Consider the following 20887-nt stretch of genomic DNA (forward strand, 5'->3'; position numbering starts at 1 on the left):
TATCGTAGAAGAAAAATAAGGTGTCTGTACCTGTACCTTTATACTGATTTGTAATTATTTCAATTCTTGTCGGATAAAAAGAACGGGATTATAAAGCTTCGGCTTCAATAAGGGAAGTTTCAAAGATATCCACAATGCTGTCTAATTCTTTTTTGTTGATAATCAAAGGGGGAGAGATGATAATGGCATTGCCTGAAGCACGTACAAAGGCTCCTTTCTCGATCATTTTTTTATGAATTTTAGATACGATCTCTCTATTGGGCTTTTTACTCGTTTTATCTTTTACAAATTCGATGGCAAACATCAATCCTTTTCCTCTTACATCACCAACTGTTTTATATGTGTTTTCAAAAGGTTTTAATCGATTCATCAAGTGATTTCCCAGTTTTCGTGCATTGGCAGGAAGGTCTTCTTTAATAACTATGTTTAGGGCAGCAATGGCAGCTGCACAAGCAACCGGATGACCAGAATAGGTATATCCATGACCAATAGCGCCGAAGGAATCATTATTTGCTTTGAAGACATTATCAATTCGTTCATTACAAAGTGTTGCTCCCAAAGGAATATAACCAGAAGAAATTCCTTTGGCTAATGTCATGATATCAGGTTTTACACCCCAGGCACGACTTCCAAACATACTACCGGATCGACCAAAACCGGTAACTACCTCATCCGCGATTAACAAGACATCATATTTATCGCAGACTTCTCTTACTAATGGCATAAAATTATCAGGAGGAACAATTACACCACCAGCTCCCAGAACAGGCTCCATAATGAAAGCTGCTACGGTATCTGGACTTTGAAACTGAATTTCACGCTCTAGTAGTTCAGCACAGATTTTACCCAATTCTTCTGGGTTTTCAGTATACGGGTTTCGATAAGTCCATGGAGCATCAATATGAGAACATCCAGGAAGTAAAGGTTCGTAATTTCTTCTAAAACGAGTATTTCCATTTACTGAAGCAGCACCGAAATGTGTGCCGTGGTATCCTTGTTTTAAAGAGATAAATTTATATCGATCTTTTTGCCCTTCCATTTTCCAATATTGACGGGCAATCCGCATAGCGGTTTCCATGGCATCAGAACCTCCGGAGCTAAACATGACCCGTTTCATATTTTCTGGCTTGGTCATTTCCATCAGTAAATGAGCTAACTCAATCGAACGTGGGTGCGAAGTACCTTTAAAGGTAGAATAGTATACCAATTCATCCAATTGATTAATAATAGCGTCTTTAATTTCTTGCCGATTATACCCACAATTGATATTCCATAATCCGGCAAATCCATCAATCATTTTGCGCCCATGATTATCTTCTATGTGGACTCCTTTTCCTTTTTTTATAATTAAAGGAGGCTTTTGTAACATGTCATTCGGGTGTCCCATGGGATGCCATTGTTCTTTCCCATTCCATTCTTCTATATTCAATGATGCGTCCATATTTAATAAGGTTGTATCCATTTTTATTTTTTTAATTGTTGGTTGCGATAAGAGAGTTGATGCCTAGTACATGTAATACATATTGATAGCAGGCATCTGGTTGTGTAATGTCGAAATGCAGGGTTTTTAATCCTGACTTCATAGCTCCTACTATGTTTCGTAATTGATCGTCTACAAACAACACTTCATTGGCGTGTAATTGTAGTGTGTTCAATGCTATTTCATAGGCTTTGGGATTCGGTTTTAAAATAGCGTTATGAGTAGCGTCGTAAAAAGAATCCAGATCTTTAAGAAAGGGAAGGTTGTCTACAAATTCTTTCCCGGTGAATAATTCAATTTCATTACTTAAGATCCCTACCTTACCTCCTGATTTTTTTACAATATCAATTACTTGTAATGCCTGAGGTCGCAATACTTCACTGTAATCGGTTTTTTCTCCCATGGATTTCAGTAAGTCAAGCATTGACCAGTTTTTTTTTCCAATTAACGCTCCAATTTCCCGAGCACGTGTTCCCCAATAATCGCGTTCAGTAATTTCATCTCGCTGCATGGACATCCATAAAGGATCACTACTTGGGTCAAAAGGTCCTTTCCAGGTTAATACTCCTTTGGGAAGTTGAAGTTTTTCTTCTATGATATTCTGGCGCTCAAACAGCGATTTACTGATAACACTACCAAAATCCAATAACAAGGCTTTTATAGGCGTTTTCATGCGTTTACAGGCTGTTTTAATATAATTCCTTTTTCTATCCAGTCATCAAATACATCAAGTACCCTGTCTGCAAAGACCTGATCATTGATATGGCAGTTGATTTCTTCTATTTCAATATTGGGAGTATGAAGAGATTTCATCTCGTTAAAAAACACGTGTAATGTTTCAGGGTCATATAACTCTCGACCTTTTCTATCCCATTCCAGTACCCCTTTTAGAGGAAGCAGTAGTTTTGTTTTTCCTTTTGCTTTGGCAATTTTCTGTGCAATCTTTACTGCCAGTTTTCTAAGTTCTTTTTTATCTAGCACTACAGAAGAAATCAGTCGATTATGTACATGAGAAGGGCGGTCTTTCAGTTTTTTTGGTGGTTTTTGCCAGGTTGGAATATCAACAATATTAATAGAACCGGGGGCAATGATTTGAGGAATTCCGTTTAACCCTGTATTTTCTAACCGATCTTTTCCAGAGGTAACAATAGAATTAAACACATCATTGACAACTTCCTGTAAACTGAAATCCAGGACGGCTGCAAATCGTTTTTTACTGGCTAACCACTCCAATGCTCTTCCGCCCTGACCGGTTGTGTGAAATACAACCAGTTCAAAACCTCTTTTTTCCAATTCTGGTTTTAGATATACCATATACTTCAGAGCAGATTTTCCCAGAGAACTCATAGCGACCAATGGTTTGTCTATTTTAAGCTTTTGAGAAGCTCTTGCTGCTCCGACTACAGCACCACAAGCCTGTCTCAATACAGATTTACATATTTTGTTTATTCCATATAAGCCACCTGACCAAAGCATCATCGATAAGTCTGGAGATATTCTTTCAGGAGGGATTAAATGAGAAAATGAAATGGTAGAAACCACATATTTGGGAACACCAAAAGGAAGAGAAGAGGCAACATCCAATGCAAGGTCAGTACCCATGGTACCTCCCAAAGCAATCATTCCATCAATCTTTCCTTCACTATATAATTGACTGACTAATTTAGAGGCTCCTTCAGCGGTCTTAGTCATGGCTTTGTTTTCGTCTCCTAATGCTATAATAGCTTTGTTGGTAGTATTTATGGTTTTTGCAACATCATGTTTACTATAATCAACGGCAAAACCAGGATCTCCCAGAACGCCTACATCCATGACTTTTGGGTTTCCTCCCTGCGCTTCGATACAATGCTTCATGAATAATAATTCGTCAGATTTTGTATCTGCGGTACCAACGATAAGTATTGTTTTTCTTTTCATTACTTGCTTATTACTCCTGATTAAAATTAAAAATGAAATAGGATTCTTGTTTACATAAAAGTGTAATTAATATTTATGTTTTGTGCTTTTTTTATTGATTAAATAAACTATTTGTCAAGAGGTTTCCTGATGTGGGTGTTTTTGCAAAACATGCTCTATTTCCAGAGGAGTCCAGAGCGGTACTTCCTGTTTGTATTTAAGCCATACAAAAGAATAAGTAGCACATATAGAGAGTATGACAAAAAAAGGAATATAAATCTGAGATGGTGTTAAGAAAGGAGGGACCAAATAGAAAAAGGTGATAAATAATCCGATAATAGCCAATAATTGTGGGAGAGGATATAAAGGGGTCTTAAAAGGGCGTACAATTTTAGGGTGTCTTTTTCGTAGTAAGACTACAGCAATATTAATCAGTATATAAAAAAATATCCAGGAGCAGATAGCTGCCAGGATGAGAGCAAAAACTCCATTGATATCAGATCCGATGAGGTAAGATCCAAGCATAGGGATCAGTGCAATAAAAATAATACCAACATAGGGAGTGTCATATTTTTTATGTGTTTTTAGAAATATTTTAGGCAAGACTCCATCAAGTGCCATTCCATAAAGTATTCTGGGAATACTGGCGATGATGGTATTTATTAAAGCAACTGTGGCAAGGAATATTACCAAAACAAAACCCCATTTACCCACCTCACCTAAAATAGCATCACCATACACCAAAGCGCTCTCAGGTGTTTCCAGTAATAATGTATTACTTGTTTGATCGACAACTTCATTAGGAACTAACCGAACGATACTGGTGCCAAATATCAGCATTGCAATTAATGACATTGTCAATCCGATAAATAAAGAATGTTTGATATTCTTATTAGGATCCTTCATTTCAGGGGCTAGTGGTGTTACATATTCTGCTCCTACAAATAGGAATAAGGTGAACCCTACCAAGGTGAAAATTGCAGAAATGTCATGACCGATGGAAGAGTCACCCCAAATAAAATCTAAATTGGTTTTGGGGATGATAAACAATCCGATGATTCCTAGAATAACCATTAAAGCATATTTGGAATACGATAGGATGTTTTCTATCAGAGCAAACATATTGATGCCTCTAATATTGATTATAGCACATAGAATTACAATTCCCCAACCAATAATCCAGGAATTTTCTGGAGAAACGAAAGAAGAAACAATAGGAAAATTACTTTGTGCAAATAAGCCTGCGGCAGCTACCTCTGCTGATGAAGCAAAAAAAGTAACAATCACATAAGAAGCGAGTGTTGCAGTAACTCCCCAAAATCGCCCCATTGCAATGGTGATGTAATCATAGACAGCTCCTACTGTTGGAATGATTCCGGAAAGCTCTGCAAAGCTGGTTGCCTGACACATCATTAATACATATGAAATTACCAGTGCAATAAAGAAAACATAGCCGCCCAGGCTAATCCCTTGTGTAATGGTTAATAGAGAAGATGCCAGTAGCATTAATCCCAGAATAGATGCGATACCTGTCGGGGTTCCAACTTTTTTATTGCTAGTACTCATAATTGTATTAAAAGTGTTTTATGTTAATAGATTACATGTCTGATTACAATATACTAATTTGATAATTAGGGGATTTAGTAGGAGATTACTACGGATTTTGATCTGGTGAAGGCTGCTATAGATGCTTTCCCCAGCTCATTACCAATTCCAGATTGTTTAAATCCTCCTAATGGTAAATTTGGATCAGACCGAACAGGAGAATTGACATAAATCATCCCTGCATGTAGTTTAGACAGTAAATAGTGCATATTACTTACATTTTTTGTCCAAATACTTGCTGCCAGTCCATAAGGAGTATCATTAGCTTTTTGGATTAAATCATCTAAACCATCGTAGGAGACAGCTACGAGAACAGGACCGAATATTTCTTGTTTTAAAATATCTATTTTATGATTATCTGGGTTTGAAAATACTGTGGGAGCTACATAATATCCTTTGTTATATAGCTTATTACCTCCTGCAATAACTTCTGCTCCTGCTGCAATTCCAGAATCGATATACTTTATAACATGTTCCATATGTGATTTGGAAACTAATGGTCCCATTTGAGATGTTTGATCCATTCCATGTCCTACTTTCATGGTTTTGGCTATATCACCTATATCACTCAGGATGGTATCATATTTTTGTTTAGGAAGATAGATTCTGGAGCCGGAAACACATACTTGTCCCTGATTATAAAAAATCCCTTTGGTAGTTCCTTTGGGTAGAGAATTCAGATCAGCATCATCGAGTACTAGTACTGGATTTTTACCTCCTAGTTCTAATGTGAATTCTTTTAAATTTTGTCCGGCTTGTTTTCCTATGTTTTTACCTACTTGAGAAGACCCGGTAAAAGTTATTTTATGAACCTTGGGGTGATTGATCAGGTAATTTCCGACGGTTGCCCCTCTGCCATTAACTACATTGATCACTCCATCAGGGATACCTGCTTCCTGAGATAATTCTGCTAGTCGTAATGCAGTTAAAGGGGTTTCTTCTGATGGTTTAAAAACTACAGCACAGCCACAGGCAAGGGCAGGTGCTATTTTCCAAGCATACATCATCATAGGAACATTCCAGGGAGCAATAGCAGCCACAACACCAATGGGTTCTTTTTGGGTATAGGCAAAATGGTTTCCGCCACTTAGGGATACTCCCAGGGTAGATCCTTCTATTTTGGTTGCCCACCCGGCATAGTATCTAAAACAATTTACAGTAGCACCCACTTCTTTTTGGGCATCCGCAAGTAGTTTTCCATGTTCTGCTACGAGTAATTCACTCAATTCGGTAGTGTGTTGTTCTATGATATCAGCATATTTGAGTAAAACAGCTTCCTTTTTATTTGGAAGCATTTTATACCAATCCCCCTGATATATCTGGTAATGAGCAGCATTTATAGCAGTGTCAATATCGATATTTCCTGCTTCTGAGATGGTTTGGATTTCTTCTTCGGTGGCAGGATTGTGTATGCTAAAAGTAACGTCTGATGAACCATCAATCCATTTACCATTTATGAAATTTGATTTCATAGCTTGTATAGAGAATTAAAATAAATGTTTGTTTTTATAGCAATTCGTAAAATAGAATTCACAAATCACTGAGTTGTCTTTTTGAACTTCAAAATCCATAAGTTGTTATTAATAACAAAAACGGAAGTAATCCTGATTCGATTTTATATAACATCTTCTTGAACTCTGTTAATCAAAGAGCAAAATGACTACTCCAAACATATTCATCATTTGTAAAAAAACACTACATAAAAATAGATGTTTTGTTTAGGTTTTGTGCGTTGTTGTTTATGGTTTTAACCTATGGCATTCAACTCCTTTGTAATAGGTTGACAGTACTTTGATTTCACTAATATCATCTGGATCAATATCGAAGATGGATTGATCAAGAATGATGAAGTCTGCATTTTTACCAACTTCTAATGAACCGGATTCATGGTTTTTATTCATTGATATAGCACCGTTTATAGTGAAGATTCGCAAGGCATCAGATAAAGGAATTTTTTGTTCGGACCAAAATGCTTTTGTAGTGTTTGTTGCTGTAGGGTTTTTTCGGGTTACCATGGCTTCTATACCAACCCATGGATTGAGGTTTACGGCAACTGAAGGCCAATCAGAACCTGCTATACAATGAACTTCATGCTTTACCAAGTTTTTAATGGGCCAGAAGTCATGATTTTTTTCATCACAAACGGTTGCCAAAATATTATCAATAATGGGACTTGGAAACCATAGATAAGGAGACAGATCTGCTGCGATATTTAGTGTTTTCATTCTCAGGAGGTCGTACTCATGTATATAACTGGCATGTGCTAACTCATGTTTTTGAGTGCTTTGAGGGTTATTTTTACGAGCATATTCGACGGCATTAATAGCTTCTCGTGCCGACCTGTCTCCGGCAGCATGAATTTTAATGATAAACTGTTCTTTGTCGAAATTAGCAATATCTTGTTGTAGTAGTTCTGGTGTAATATGCAAAAAACCATTAGTTGGAGTAGGGTGATGATGATCCGTTTTGTAATTGCATAGCATGGCGGCTGTTCGAGAGGAAGTGGGAACGCCATCTAAGAAAAATTTGATAAAATAAGGGTCGATATTATCGGTTTTGTTCTTTTTAGCAGTTTCTACAAAAGACCGGATATCCAGGGGGTGATTTCTTGCCATTTTAGGTGTAGATTGACACATGGCAAAAAACATATTGATAGCACCAGCTTGATCCATTTTATACATTGTTTCAATGGATTTTTTATTGGCGTCTGCATCCTTAATAGCGATAATTCCATAGGAGAGCGATTGTTTTTGTGCATATTCTATGGACTTCGCGTATTGTTCTTCGGTGAAGGTTACCTTATCAAGTACCAGAAAGGAAGCATTTTCGTGAAGAACCCCATTGGGGTTTCCCTGAGGGTCTTTTTCAATTCTTCCATTTTTAGGGTCTGGAGTATCGCGATTGATGTTCCCCATTTTTAACCCAGCACTATTCACCCATAAATTATGACCCGTATCATCTGCTAGTAATATAGGAATGGTGCTATTGATTGCATCCAACCATCTTAAGGGGTGATCAATCTGATTTTTTTCAAAAAAATCACTAGCCCAGGCACCTCCAATGACGATTTCAGAATTTACGTGCTTTATATAATGCTTCATACTTTTGTGTAAAGAATCAGCTGGAATATCCCATTCAAAATTTAATTGAAAAAGATCTTTTAAGGCTCCAGTAATTGGATGAGAATGCGAATCATAAATACCGGGCATTAAAGTGTTCTGATGTAAATCTACTTCTTTTATGGAATAGATTTTTTGCAAAGAATCTTTTAAGATGTGATAATTTCCGATTGCTATTATTTTTTTATTTCTAATAGCCATAGCCTCGACAATATCATTCTGCTTATTAATGGTTAGTATTGAACCATTATGAAAGATGGTGAGGGGTGGTTTATTATCTTTTTTACAACTGATACAACAAAGAATCAGTAAGCTATATAGGAAACGATTTTTCATTATTATTGGTTGGTTTGCTAAGAGTAATGTATGTAATAGAAATAGTAATGATTTGTATCAAGATCAATAACCCTCTGTGAGTTTTCCACGAGGGTTATTAATATGGGATCTATATGATTATCATTGTGTCTCTGAATACAAAAAATATGTTTAAAATTTATATCGCACATTTATACCATAGGATGCAGGTCTTCCTACTGCATATCGATATCTTCCAAAAGGAATAGCAGCTAAAGAAATGATATCTCCAAAATTAGCAATTTCATTTGTTAGATTTTTGCCAAATACAGCAATATCAAATTTTGATGAGGAATACCCAATTCGCGCATTTAGAATACTGAAAGCATCAAAGATAAATTGAGGTTCGGTTTCTGGGGAGAATGTATTCACACGCTCTCCGGTATGTTGAAAATCCAGGCGGTAAAACATGGATTGATCTGTTTTTAGTTGATGAGAGTATTGAATATTAGCACTGGCTGTAATATCAGGAACATTTAGTATTCTATCTCCTTTTTCTGAAGCGGTAAGGATACTCCCTTCATTTACTTCGGCCTTTACATATCCAAAAGCTCCTCCAATCTGAAGATTCTTGCTGACTTTCCCTTTTACTTCGAGGTCGAATCCGGTGATGGTTGCTTTACCAATATTATCTACAAAAATAAATCCAGAAGGAAGAAAAACACGTTGTTGCAGATCATTCCATACTGTATGAAAAACAGAAGCATTGGCAATCAATCTATTTTGAAGGAAAGTATTTTTACTACCAATTTCATATGTCCACAAAAAATCAGATTCGAAAGTCCGGGGTGCTTCTTCTAGTCCCAGGGCAGCCAGATCTGCTTCGGCGAAAATTACAGGGACAATACCATTTGCTCCACCAAGTCGATATCCTCTGGTAGCACTTCCGTAAAGTAAGCTTTTATCATTAATGGTATACGTGAGGTTAAGCTTGGGGGTAAACCCATCATCCGTAATTTCTTCATCGGTAGGGATTCCTCCTCCAGCAGCGACAAATCCTCCTAGTTTTTGTTTTAATTCCTGTTTGTAAGAAAAATAACGCAAACCAAAAGTAGCTTTTAATTTAGGGGTAATATCCCAATATATTTCACTAAATAGGGCAAACTCATCTGTTTTAAAATCGGTATCCTGCGAAAACCAAATAAAATTCTCAGCAGCGATAATTTCTTGCAGATCAGGAAGCCCAATATTTCCAAAAAAATTAGATAATGCTCCCAGATAGGAGTTCCTCGGTTGTATACCATCAAATTTTGAAGTTTCGGAACTAAAGAACAAACCTGCAGTGACATTTAGTTTTTTATCAGGATTGTTTAGAGAATATCGCAACTCTTCTACCACTTTGGTTAGTGCGCCGGTGCGATCCATAAATTCCGGATAAAAATAAGCCTCGGATAAGTCTGCAAAATCTCCATTTTCGTCAAATGGAGTTAGTTCAGTACTGGAATTCCCAGAACTTTCTCGTTCAGTTACATCTTCTCTGTCAAATTGATTCACCTCACTGAAGGAAAAATTATTGGTAAGTTCCCCGTATTCTCCCAATCCGAGTTGAATTAATAGACTGCTATGTAATAATTCTAGTTCGTATTTTTCGTCGATACCACCAATTCGGTATTGCTCGAAATTATCCGGTCTGAAATCTGCAAAATCCAAACCATCTCCTTCTGTTTTTTGGTAGATGAATTTAGGAACGATTTTTAAGTTTTCACTTGGGTAAATACCAAGTGCAGCGTTAATTCCAAAACTAGTTTCATCATCTACATTTTCTTTTTGAGTTTCCCCATCTCTCCAACCATGAGTATCACTAACATCACTATTCTGTAATGTGATCGGGATAGGATCACCGGTAAATGGTATTTGAGTTCCACTGCCATCAGGGTTATCCCATATGGCATTGGGATTAGCCCCTGTACCATCTCCTGTGTTTAGAGGGAATCCATTAAAATGAGTTTGTCTTTTTCTGTCAAAGACCCCTGTTTCAAAAGCATAGAAAGTCCCTAGTCGTAAGGCGAGTTTTTCTTCGAGAATAGGGATGTTAAATACTCCTTGAATACTATAGTCTGCATCTCCTTCTTTTACAGAAGCTCCTGAGATATCAATGTTACCTGATGTTTTATAGGCATTTGGTTGATTAGTGATTACTTTTACAGCTCCTCCCATCGTATTGGAACCGTATAAGGTACCTTGCGGACCTCTTAATACTTCGATTCGATCGGTGTCGAATAACCTGGGGTCAGCAAATTCTGGTAGAGGGGTTTCATCCAGATAAAAAGCAGTGGTATTAGTTCCTGAAATTCCTCGGATAGCAATATTTTTTCCAGAGGATCTTCCATCTCCTAACCCGGCGCCTCCCCCTCCAGAAGCACTGATACTCAGGTTTGGGATACTAGGAAAATAGTCTTCTGCCTTTACAGAACCTGTTCTGGCTAGTTCCTTTGCACCTACCGCAGTAATACTTAACGGAACATCTTGTGATCGTTGTGTCGTTTTATTGGCTGTAACGACAATGTCTTCTAACTGGAAGGCATCTTCTTCTAGCTGTACTCTGATTGTTGTCATAGTACTGCTAATACTAATTTTTTTTGTTTTAAAACCCAGAAAGCTAACAATTAGCGTAGGTGTATTACCTGACGATTCAATAGTGAAATTACCTTCAAAATCTGAAGTTGTGCCTGTTGAAGTTCCTTCAATGATTACCGAAGCCCCGGGAATGATATTCCCGGAGGTGTCTGATATATGTCCGGTAATCGTTTTTTGTGATAGCACAGTACTTGTCGTAAGCAAGACAAGTATGAGTAACGCTCTTTTCATAGTGAATAAATTATTTTCAATTTTTTTAAATATTGTTATACGTAAGAGTTTGTTGAATATCTTTATTGTAATAAATATGTTAAAAAAATAAATTAATCTGAATCAAACTTAATTATCTTAAGTATTGGTTTCTTACATAAAAATGAATGATTAGTTTAACTTTTGTGCTTTTTAGAATATAAGAAGGTTGGTTAGTTTTAAGAAAATCAGCAGTGTTTTATAGGTTTTTTATTACACTAATAAAAAGAAGGTAGCTGGATAATAGTCAGTATGATACGTGTTAAGCAATTGTGTTAATCGTAACATTTTTACGGAAGAGTACATGTATATTCTAAAGAGTTATAGTAAAATGAAGATGTCTTTTGTTTAGTAGCAAAAAGCAATTAAAAAAATAGTAAAATGAAAGGAGGCTATCTAATGCTGGTTTTATGGGTGTCATTTTTTCTAAAGTCAGAAGAGAGGGCAAAACCACAGGGAATAGATGATTGTACTTTTAAGGGAAAAAAACTGTACGGAAGGGTAAAGCTTGTGGAGTATGCTTCTGAAGCTGATATAAAAGTAAAAATAGTGAATAGTTTTCCAGACCTAAAAGTGCAATTTGTAGGAAGTTTCTCTGATGAATGTGGTCAATGGAAAATAGTTGATTCGAATGAAGACCTGAAAGTGTATATAACGGAGAGCTTTCCTGATATTAAGATTCAAGCGGTTACTTCTTTTTAAAGAAAGTCTGTAGATTAAACAAAATGGTCAGATAAAGGCAACGCAAGTCGCCTTCGGAATTAATATCTATTTTCTGTATAAGGTGTGATATGTTTACCTCGAGAAAACTATTTAGGAATCTCTATTTGATATTTATTGAGGTAGGTAGTTACACCTATTTCTTTGGCTTCCTTTTTAAAAACTACAGGTGTTTTTTCGAAGTGTTTTTTAAAACATTTTGAGAAGTATTTAGGATCATTAAATCCGGTCATAAAAGAAGCTTCAGAAATATTGTATCCATATTTGGTGATTAGAATTGCTGCTTTTTTTAAACGGAGTACCCGGACAAAGTCAACAAGACTATGTCCTGTTAGGGATTGACATTTTCGGTATAAACTGGAATATCCCATATGAAGGGAGGAAGCCAGTTCTTCCATTTTAAAATTAGGATCGTCTAACCGGGCATTGATATTGTGCATAAGTTTTTCCAAAAAAAGTTCATCCTGTGATTTTTCCATACTTACTTTAGGGCGACTAATAACTTCTTTTCTATATTTAGAAATAATGTGTTCTTTAGTAATTAGTATGTTTTTTATTTTGAGAAGTAGCTCATTGGTATTAAATGGTTTATTGATGTATTCTATAGCTCCCGATTTTAACCCTGAAATTTTGGCGTTAGTAGAATTTTTAGCTGTAAGCAGCACAATCGGGATATGTTTTGTTATAGGCTCTTTCTGAAGTTTTTGGCACATTTCGATACCATCTAACTCTGGCATCATTATATCGCTCAAAATTAAGTCCGGGATTGTATTCTTGGCATAATTGTATCCTTCTTCTCCATTCTCTGCCAGAATAATATTATAAAAATCACTTAGAAGATCTTTCAGAAAAGATTGTAATTCATAATTATCTTCTACAATAAGAATAGTTTTTTTCATTAGGTCTTTCTCCGTAATTGAAGGGTCGTCTAGTACAGGGGTAATTGTATTAGGTTCCTCCTTATGAGTAACGGTTACTTTTTCTGTGTCATCATAGGCTTCTTCGGTAACGGGGAATTTGATTGTGAAGGTAGTTCCTTCAGAAGGATTTGAATCGATTTTAATTTTTCCTTTGTGTAAGTTTATTAACTCTTTGGTAAGTGCTAATCCTATTCCCGTTCCTTTGTTTTTTTTGCCAATATCCGATTGATAAAATAATTTGAAAATATGCTGTAATTCATCATCAGGGATTCCCGGACCGGAATCTATTACCGATAATTTGATTTTCTTTTTATTATTAATGGGGACAATGTTTAATAAAATATTTCCTTCTTTGGGAGTGAACTTGAAAGCATTCGACAGCAAATTATAGATAATATGTTCAATTTTTTCTCTATCATACCAAGTATTAGCTAAGTTTTTTGGACAGTTTATTACGAAATCTACTTTTCTCTTCCGGGCAAGCTCTTTAAATGATTTGGCAATGGTATGCACATCTTTATATAAATCATTTTTAGTTATGATTAATCGTAATGTTTCCAGTTCTTTATTTCTAACCAGAGTTAATTCACGAGCAATTCTGGAAAGTCGTTTTGTATTATAGGAGATAATATCAAGCCGCTGTTTTAGAAGTAAGTTTCCATTTTTTTCAGCTTTTCGAAGCATATCGTCAATAGGTCCCAGAATTAAGGTAATAGGAGTTTGAATCTCATGCGACATTTTGGCAAAGAAATTCATCTTTAAATCGTGTAACTCGCTTTCCTTTTTGTAATGTACTTTTTCCAGGAACAATTTCTTTTTTAGCGAATACCACCTTCTAATACCGTATATAGTTAAGACTAGTATTAGAAAATAAAAAAGATATGCAGGAATTGTATTCCATAAAGGCTGTCGAATGTGAATCGAAATACTTTTCGAAGGAAGATCCCAAACACCTTTTTTGGTTCCTCCTTTTACCTCAAAAATATAATCCCCGGGAGGAATATTGGTATAGGTAGCTAAGCGTTCAGATTGGCTAATGATCCAATCTTCGTCAAAGCCCTTTAACCGATATGCATAATAATAACTTGGATTCAGGATATTGTCGACAGCATAAAATCTAAAAGAAAAATAGGATTGATCATGCGCTAACTCGAGAGAATCAAGACTGGAAATACTATGAGTCATTTTAGAGGGCAAAATGGTGTAGACCGGTTGATTAAGGATTTCAACACTATGAATATGCAATCTGGGGTCAGCAGCTTTTTTTCGTATAGTCGATGGATTAAAACTATTGACTCCCATGACTCCTCCAAAATACAATAGCCCCTGTTTATCTTTAAACTTACTTCTGAGTAAGAACCGGTTGTCCTGAAATCCATCGGTATCATAAAAAGTCTTGAGCGTTTGTTTTTCGACATCGAAGTGACTAATTCCATTATTTTTCGAACTCAACCATACATCTCCGTTTTCATCAGTAAGAACCGCGTGAAATACAATTTCTCCAATAGATGGAATATGGTCAAAATAGGTGTATTCCTTTTTAGTAATATCAAACCTTAGTAGTCTGCCGGAGCGATCGATCAACCAAATTTCATTTGAATTCCCAAAAGCCATAGACCTGGCAGCTTTCATTTCATTGATATATTTTGTATTTGTTAGAGAGTAATCTATGAATGTAGAAAGGTTGATATCCGAGAGATCCTCATCACACTGAAACAATCCCCCTCCGTCAATTCCCAACCAAATAGTACCTTCTTTATCTTCGAGAATACTTTCTGTATTGACCCCTTGTAGTCCATTGGAATTATTATCAAAAACGGCCAGTAATTTTTGTTCTTTATTGTATACGTTAATAGAAAGGTTTGAGCCTACCCAAATACGCCCCTTGGAATCAGAAAAAACGCAGCGAATATCCGTTGCTTCTTGGTTACTCGAATTATAAACCGGAATTTTTTGAAAAGTACTCGTATTTGTATTGTGAAACCATAATCCATTTTTATAAGTGCCAAACCAGATATTGGATTGTTGATCTTCTACAATGGATTGTACATAAAAATTCTTGTTCAATAGTGGATCTTCAAAAAAACGTGTTTCATGAGATGTACCATCAGGTTTATAAGTTATTTTTGTCAAGCCAGCCCCATCAGTACCTACCCATAAAATTCCTTTAGAGCTTTTGTACATGCTTAGAACTCTGAGAGGAATATGATTATCAGAGCCTTCATGGTACATGATATTATTATTTTTATACGGTAAAATATTAAGCTTGCCATAATTGGTTGTAATCCATAAATTTTTATGGTTGTCTTGATTGATATCTAAGATGGTATTACTGCTTAGTGAAAGCTCATTTGCATAGTACCTGGTAAATAATTCGATTTCTCCGGTATGAATATTTATTTTATATAGTCCTCCTCCATCAGTACCTCCCCACATATATCCATCCTTACCACAATACAATGTCAAAAACATCTCCTTATTGATATTGAACTTTTTTTCCTTAAAAAACGAATCTTGAATAAATTGCTTTTCCACAGGATCATAAACAAATAAGCCATAGGTTTCGGTTCCTATCCATATTTTGTCATTACTATCTGCTGTGAGGTAAATATTTCCGGGATAATTCGTAAAAGTCCCTATGATTTCGGTTGTTTTTCCAGAGGATAGCGAATAGGTATAGATCGTACCGCTATTAGTTCCTACATATACATCAGAAGTACCCAGAACTTCTATATCAATGATATTTTTGATTTCAGTTCCCTGATTCAAAACTGTGGTAATATGCTGCATATTCCTATTGGTATATTGATATAAATTACCGAGTTTGGTACTTAGCCAGACTCCATTTTTTTTTGCTACGATTGCATTTACAGCTTCCTTTTGAGGAAAGAAAGCAGTCATGTCTTTAAATGTATTGGTCGTCGTGGTATATTTTGTTAAGAGACCGAAGTTAGAAGTAATCCAGATATGTTTGTCAGCATCAATAATCATATCATTAATAAAGTCATTGTGCTGAATGTCTGGGAAGATCGTTTTGTTCTTAAGAAGTGTATATTCATATCCATTATACACTAAAACTCCTTCCCTGCATAACATCCATATATTCCCTATAGAATCCTGAATTGTTTTTGAAGGAATAACAAACTTATTGTCATTAACGGGAGAAAGTTGCTTGAAACTTGTGTGGCTTTGACCTAGCAAAAAAGAGGAATACCATATACTAATAATGAACAAAAAGTAGAATCTTGACGTATGCATATAGAATATCTTTTTTAGTAGTACATCTTTTAGAAGCATACCATATTACACATAAAAATAGTTCCTTATAATGAAGGTCATTGTTATCTGAAAACAACTATTAGCTAGAAATATAAATGCAGTATAATTGTTGTTTTTTTAACATTTTTAAAAATAATCTGGTATTATTTGTTAAGATAATTAACAAAAATTAAAATCATAAATTAAATAACGTTAGTAAGTTATTTTTCTATAGGAGTGTAATTCGTCAAAAAAGGGTACAAAATAAGCATTTGCATACTCGAAGAGGAATTTGTCGCCCTAAATGCTTAAAATATCAACCATAATACAAAATGGAACCGTCATATTTGAATTATCACAGTTTAACATAAAATAATTTAAATGAATTCTAGACGAAATTTTGTTAAAAAAACAGTACTTGCCGGTGCTGGAGTATCATTATTACCCACTATGTCATTTGGTCAGATGACAAGTCTTAGAGGAGAAAAGTTAAAACTAGCATTTATTGGAGTTGGATTAAGGGGAATGGTTCATGTTAATAATGCACTACAAAGAAAGGATGTAACCATAACTGCTATTTGTGATATTGATCCGAACCGAATTAATGTAGCATTAGATAAAATTGATAAGGCGAATTGGAAGAAACCAAAAGTATTTGGAAAAAACGATTATGACTACAGAAACTTATTGGCATTAAAAGAAGTTGATGCGGTGATTATTTCTACGCCCTGGTTATGGCATACTAAGATGGCTGTAGATACTATGAAAGCAGGAAAATATACAGGTTTAGAGGTTTCTGCAGCGAATACGCTGGAGGAGTGTTGGGATTTGGTAAATACGCATGAGGAAACCGGGTCACATTTAATGATTCTGGAGAATGTGAACTATCGACGGGATATACTTGCTGTTTTGAATATGGTTAAACAAAATGTATTTGGAGAATTGGTTCATTTTAGATGTGGATATCAGCACGATCTTCGATTTGTAAAATTAAATGATGGGAAGACTGCTTATGGAAAAGGAGTAGAGTTTGGAGAGAAAGGAATTTCTGAATCTAAATGGAGAACACAGCATTCCGTATTAAGAAATGGAGATGTGTATCCTACTCATGGGGTTGGACCGATGGCTACTATGTGCGACGTTAACAGAGGCAACCGTTTTCTGTCTATAAGTTCCAATGCATCAAAAGCAATAGGATTACATAATTACATTGTGAAACACGGAGGGAAAGATCACCCTAATGCTCGCGTAAAATTCAAACAAGGCGATGTAATTACTTCTACAATTGAAACGGCCAAAGGAGAAACGATTATAGTTACCCATGATTGTAATTTACCACGACCGTATTCTTTAGGGTTTAGAGTACAAGGAGCTAATGGATTATGGGAGGTAGATGGTAATCGAATATATATAGAGGGAGAATCAAATCCACATCGATGGGATGTTGCTGATGAATGGCTTAAAAAATATGATCATCCTTTATGGAAAAAATATGAGCAACAAGCTGTTGGTGCAGGGCATGGAGGAATGGACTTCTTTGTTCTAAATGCCTTTGTAGAATCTGCAAAACAGAATATAGCACCTCCACTAGATGTATACGATGCAGCTGCCTGGAGTGCTATTACCCCATTATCTGAAGCATCCATAGAGAATAACGGTGAACCACAGGACTTTCCGGACTTTACAAGAGGAATGTGGGTGAAGCGCCAGCCTTTTGATTGGATGAATAGCAAGTATTAAACACTAAATAATTACTATATGGAAAAATTGAAGATTATATTATTGATCTTTATATGCGCTTTGACAAGTAGCATGGTCGCCCAGAGAAAAATAATAAAAGGTACTGTCCATGATGAATCGGGGATGCCTATCGTGGGAGCTTCTGTTTTAATTAAAGGAACAAATACAGGAGCTTCTTCGGACTTTGATGGAAATTTTACAATTGAATCAGAGGAGAAAGATATATTACTTATATCGTATTTGGGGTTTGTCACACAAGAAGTGCTGGTAGGGGATCAAAAAGAAATAAATATCTTATTAAAGGAAGATGTCAGTAGTTTGGATGAGATTATTGTGGTGGCTTATGGAACCCAAAAAAAAGCAACTATAACCTCATCAATTGTCAACATTAAATCAGAAGAATTAAAAGATGTTACAACTCCGGATGTCACTACGATGTTACAAGGGAAAGTTGCGGGAGTTCGCTTGGGAGCATCTAGTGGTAGCCCGGGTTCTGTTCCGAATATATTAATACGAGGATCTTCTTCTTTAGGGGGGAGAGTTACTCCTTTGTGGGTTGTTGATGGAGTGATACAACATGAAGTTCCTATTGTTAACCCAAATGATGTACAATCTATATCTGTATTAAAAGATGCTTCTGCAACCTCTTTATACGGATCTCGAGGAGCTAATGGAGTTATTATAGTCACTACAAAAAGAGGAAATTTAAAAGCTTCAGAAATCACAGTAAGTTCTAAAGTGTCTATTAACCGTTTTAATACTGGAAATTTTGAAGTAATGAATTCCCAGCAGTTATATGACCTTCATACACAGTTCGAAAATGAACAATCCTGGTTTGGTCCGGAATTATTAGAAAGAGATTATAATTGGTTAGAAAATGGAACAAGAGATGGTTTTGTCAGGGATGTAAACCTGTCTTTTACTTCTGGAACAGAAAAATTAAACCTGTATATTAATGGGGGATATTATAATGAAACAGGGACATTAAGAGGGAATGAGTTAGATCGGTATACCTATCGAATGAACCTGGATTATGATATTACTAAACGTCTGAAGTTGAGTCCTAAATTATCATTTAGTTTTGATGATAGAGGAAGAGTAACAGAAGCACCTTTATACCAGTTATACCTGAACTTACCCTGGGATAGTCCATACGATGCCGATGGAAATGCGATCAATGCGAAAGATGATTCAGATTGGTTAGGAAGAGATGAATTGAACTATCAGTATGATCAACAATGGAACTATTCTTCCGATAATGTTTTTAATTTAAGCTCTAATTTTGATTTTGAATTTCAGGTTTTACCAGATCTTATATTTAGGTCTGTAAATAACTTTACCTATTATCGGAAAAAGGAAAAAAAATATACAGATCCAAGATCCATCGACGGACTGGCTACAAAAGGAAGTATTGAGGATGAAATAAAAGAGCGTTTTACGAGATTGACAACGCAAACATTAAAATACTCCAAAGGGTTTGGAGAACACTTTATGTCTGTTTTAGGAGGATATGAGTACAATGATTATGAATATGAGCAGTTAAAAGTGTCTGGAAATGGAATCATTGCTGGAACAGAAATTTTAAATGTAGCTAGTGAAGCAGGAGATATTAGTGGATTCAAGAATGATTATGCACTGCAATCGTTTTTCCTTGCTACGGATTATTCATACGGCAGTCGGTATTTTGCCAAGGCTTCTGTACGAAGAGATGGGGCGTCTAATTTTGGATTAAATAATCAGTATGGTAATTTCTTTGCCCTGGGAGCAGGATGGAACGTACATAATGAAGCGTTTTTTACAAGTAATTCTGTTAATGAGTTAAAATTACGTGTAAGCTACGGGTCGGTAGGAAACAGACCTTCTGAATTATATCCATATCAGGGAACATATCGATTGGATACACAATATATAGGAACTCCGGGAGCGATTTTAAAACAATTAGGGAATCCAGATTTAAGCTGGGAAAAATCGTATGAAGCAAATATTGCCATTGATGCAAGATTTTTGAATAGAATAAATGCGACTTTTGAGTATTATAATAAGGATACATCGGATCTTTTATACTTTGTCGATTTACCAGATGTTACCGGTTACAAAGGTTTCTGGGAGAATGTAGGAGGATTAACTAATACAGGGTTTGAGGCTGCTGTATCAGTAGATATATTGCAAACGAAAGACCTGGAGTGGAATGTAGGGTTTAATATCGGGGTCAATAGAAATGAAATAACAGAGCTGTTTGATGGTCAAACAGAAATCCCACGAAGTGGAGGTAAGATTTTTAAAATCGGGGAAGACTCTAATTCATGGTATATCAGAAAATGGTTAGGAGTTGATCCAGCTACAGGAAGCCCTCTCTGGGAAGTAGTTGATCCAGATACAGGAGAACGAACAGAAACGACTAATTGGAATGAGGCTACTCTGCAAATAATTGGAACCTCTTCTCCTGATTTTATCGGTGGATTTGATACAAGAGTACGTTATAAAAATCTATCGCTTTCTTCCAATTTTAATTTTACTAAAGGGGGGACTCTATATAATAGCGCTCGAGAATTATTTGATTCCGATGGTTTATACCCCACGTTTAACCAGCAGGTACTGGCGGATGATTGGAACCGATGGGAAAAGCCAGGAGATATAGCGACACATCCTCAGGTGGTTGAAGGAGGGAATAATAATTCTAACAAACGATCATCACGTTATTTGGAAGACGCAAGCTACTTGCGTATGACCAATGTTACCTTATCGTATACATTACCCAAAGTGGTTTTAAAGAAGTTAGGTCTTAGTAACTTTAATATTTACTTGTCAGGAGATAACTTATTGACATTTACAGATTTTAGTGGTGTTGACCCCGCAGTAACAGGGAATCCAAATGATAGAAGTAACATAGGGTTATCAGGAACCCCGGGAATAACCTATCCGATACCAAAACGCTATGCATTAGGTGTTAATGTATCATTTTAAAAACA

The 20887-nt window shown here is 35.9% G+C and carries 11 protein-coding genes; 3 read left to right on the forward strand and 8 right to left on the reverse strand.

The window, feature by feature from the left end:
- Positions 1-88: 88 nt before the first annotated feature.
- The 7 genes from HN014_RS11155 to HN014_RS11185 form a co-directional block, all read right to left on the reverse strand.
- The gene (locus tag HN014_RS11155) at positions 89-1462 is read right to left on the reverse strand and encodes an aminotransferase class III-fold pyridoxal phosphate-dependent enzyme (RefSeq protein WP_217704324.1); all 1374 of its coding nucleotides are present in this window, start codon (positions 1460-1462) and stop codon (positions 89-91) included.
- A gap of 10 nt (positions 1463-1472) precedes the next feature.
- Positions 1473-2153: an HAD-IA family hydrolase gene (locus HN014_RS11160; RefSeq protein ID WP_176028952.1), complete on the reverse strand. Its 681-nt coding sequence runs from the start codon at positions 2151-2153 to the stop codon at positions 1473-1475.
- Positions 2150-3397: a Tm-1-like ATP-binding domain-containing protein gene (locus HN014_RS11165; protein WP_176028953.1), complete on the reverse strand. Its 1248-nt coding sequence runs from the start codon at positions 3395-3397 to the stop codon at positions 2150-2152. The genes HN014_RS11160 and HN014_RS11165 overlap by 4 nt, the downstream gene beginning before the upstream one ends.
- 114 nt (positions 3398-3511) lie before the next feature.
- Positions 3512-4942, reverse strand: a complete 1431-nt coding sequence (locus HN014_RS11170; RefSeq protein ID WP_176028954.1) for an APC family permease — start codon at positions 4940-4942, stop codon at positions 3512-3514.
- 74 nt (positions 4943-5016) lie between these two features.
- Entirely contained in the window at positions 5017-6453 is a 1437-nt protein-coding gene (locus HN014_RS11175; protein ID WP_176028955.1) for an aldehyde dehydrogenase, read from the reverse strand.
- A 267-nt stretch (positions 6454-6720) separates the two neighbouring features.
- Positions 6721-8436, reverse strand: a complete 1716-nt coding sequence (locus tag HN014_RS11180) for an amidohydrolase (RefSeq protein ID WP_176028956.1) — start codon at positions 8434-8436, stop codon at positions 6721-6723.
- A gap of 150 nt (positions 8437-8586) precedes the next feature.
- Positions 8587-11262: a TonB-dependent receptor gene (locus tag HN014_RS11185; protein WP_176028957.1), complete on the reverse strand. Its 2676-nt coding sequence runs from the start codon at positions 11260-11262 to the stop codon at positions 8587-8589.
- A gap of 399 nt (positions 11263-11661) precedes the next feature.
- Here HN014_RS11185 and HN014_RS11190 point away from each other — a divergent pair, with 399 nt between their 5' ends.
- Positions 11662-11982, forward strand: coding sequence for a hypothetical protein (locus HN014_RS11190; RefSeq protein WP_176028958.1), 321 nt, complete (start codon positions 11662-11664; stop codon positions 11980-11982).
- A gap of 107 nt (positions 11983-12089) precedes the next feature.
- On the opposite strand, the gene HN014_RS11195 is transcribed toward HN014_RS11190, so the two are convergent.
- Positions 12090-16178: a two-component regulator propeller domain-containing protein gene (locus tag HN014_RS11195; protein WP_176028959.1), complete on the reverse strand. Its 4089-nt coding sequence runs from the start codon at positions 16176-16178 to the stop codon at positions 12090-12092.
- 381 nt (positions 16179-16559) lie between these two features.
- Between HN014_RS11195 and HN014_RS11200 the strand changes: the two genes are divergently transcribed.
- Both HN014_RS11200 and HN014_RS11205 read left to right on the forward strand, forming a co-directional pair.
- Entirely contained in the window at positions 16560-17918 is a 1359-nt protein-coding gene (locus HN014_RS11200) for a Gfo/Idh/MocA family protein (RefSeq protein WP_176028960.1), read from the forward strand.
- A gap of 18 nt (positions 17919-17936) precedes the next feature.
- Positions 17937-20882 (forward strand): TonB-dependent receptor, encoded by a 2946-nt coding sequence (locus tag HN014_RS11205; protein ID WP_176028961.1) that lies wholly within the window; start codon positions 17937-17939, stop codon positions 20880-20882.
- Positions 20883-20887: the final 5 nt, after the last annotated feature.

Source organism: Aquimarina sp. TRL1 (genome assembly GCF_013365535.1).
GTDB classification, from domain to species: domain Bacteria; phylum Bacteroidota; class Bacteroidia; order Flavobacteriales; family Flavobacteriaceae; genus Aquimarina; species Aquimarina hainanensis.

What these genes read in the sequence shown, in the direction of transcription:
- HN014_RS11200 (WP_176028960.1), top strand. Translation starts at nt 16,560, where the DNA reads ATGAATTCTAGACGAAATTTTGTTAAAAAAACAGTACTTGCCGGTGCT.
- HN014_RS11180 (WP_176028956.1), bottom strand. Translation starts at nt 8,436, where the DNA reads ATGAAAAATCGTTTCCTATATAGCTTACTGATTCTTTGTTGTATCAGT.
- HN014_RS11190 (WP_176028958.1), top strand. Translation starts at nt 11,662, where the DNA reads ATGAAAGGAGGCTATCTAATGCTGGTTTTATGGGTGTCATTTTTTCTA.
- HN014_RS11185 (WP_176028957.1), bottom strand. Translation starts at nt 11,262, where the DNA reads ATGAAAAGAGCGTTACTCATACTTGTCTTGCTTACGACAAGTACTGTG.
- HN014_RS11165 (WP_176028953.1), bottom strand. Translation starts at nt 3,397, where the DNA reads ATGAAAAGAAAAACAATACTTATCGTTGGTACCGCAGATACAAAATCT.
- HN014_RS11175 (WP_176028955.1), bottom strand. Translation starts at nt 6,453, where the DNA reads ATGAAATCAAATTTCATAAATGGTAAATGGATTGATGGTTCATCAGAC.
- HN014_RS11155 (WP_217704324.1), bottom strand. Translation starts at nt 1,462, where the DNA reads ATGGATACAACCTTATTAAATATGGACGCATCATTGAATATAGAAGAA.
- HN014_RS11195 (WP_176028959.1), bottom strand. Translation starts at nt 16,178, where the DNA reads ATGCATACGTCAAGATTCTACTTTTTGTTCATTATTAGTATATGGTAT.
- HN014_RS11170 (WP_176028954.1), bottom strand. Translation starts at nt 4,942, where the DNA reads ATGAGTACTAGCAATAAAAAAGTTGGAACCCCGACAGGTATCGCATCT.
- HN014_RS11160 (WP_176028952.1), bottom strand. Translation starts at nt 2,153, where the DNA reads ATGAAAACGCCTATAAAAGCCTTGTTATTGGATTTTGGTAGTGTTATC.
- HN014_RS11205 (WP_176028961.1), top strand. Translation starts at nt 17,937, where the DNA reads ATGGAAAAATTGAAGATTATATTATTGATCTTTATATGCGCTTTGACA.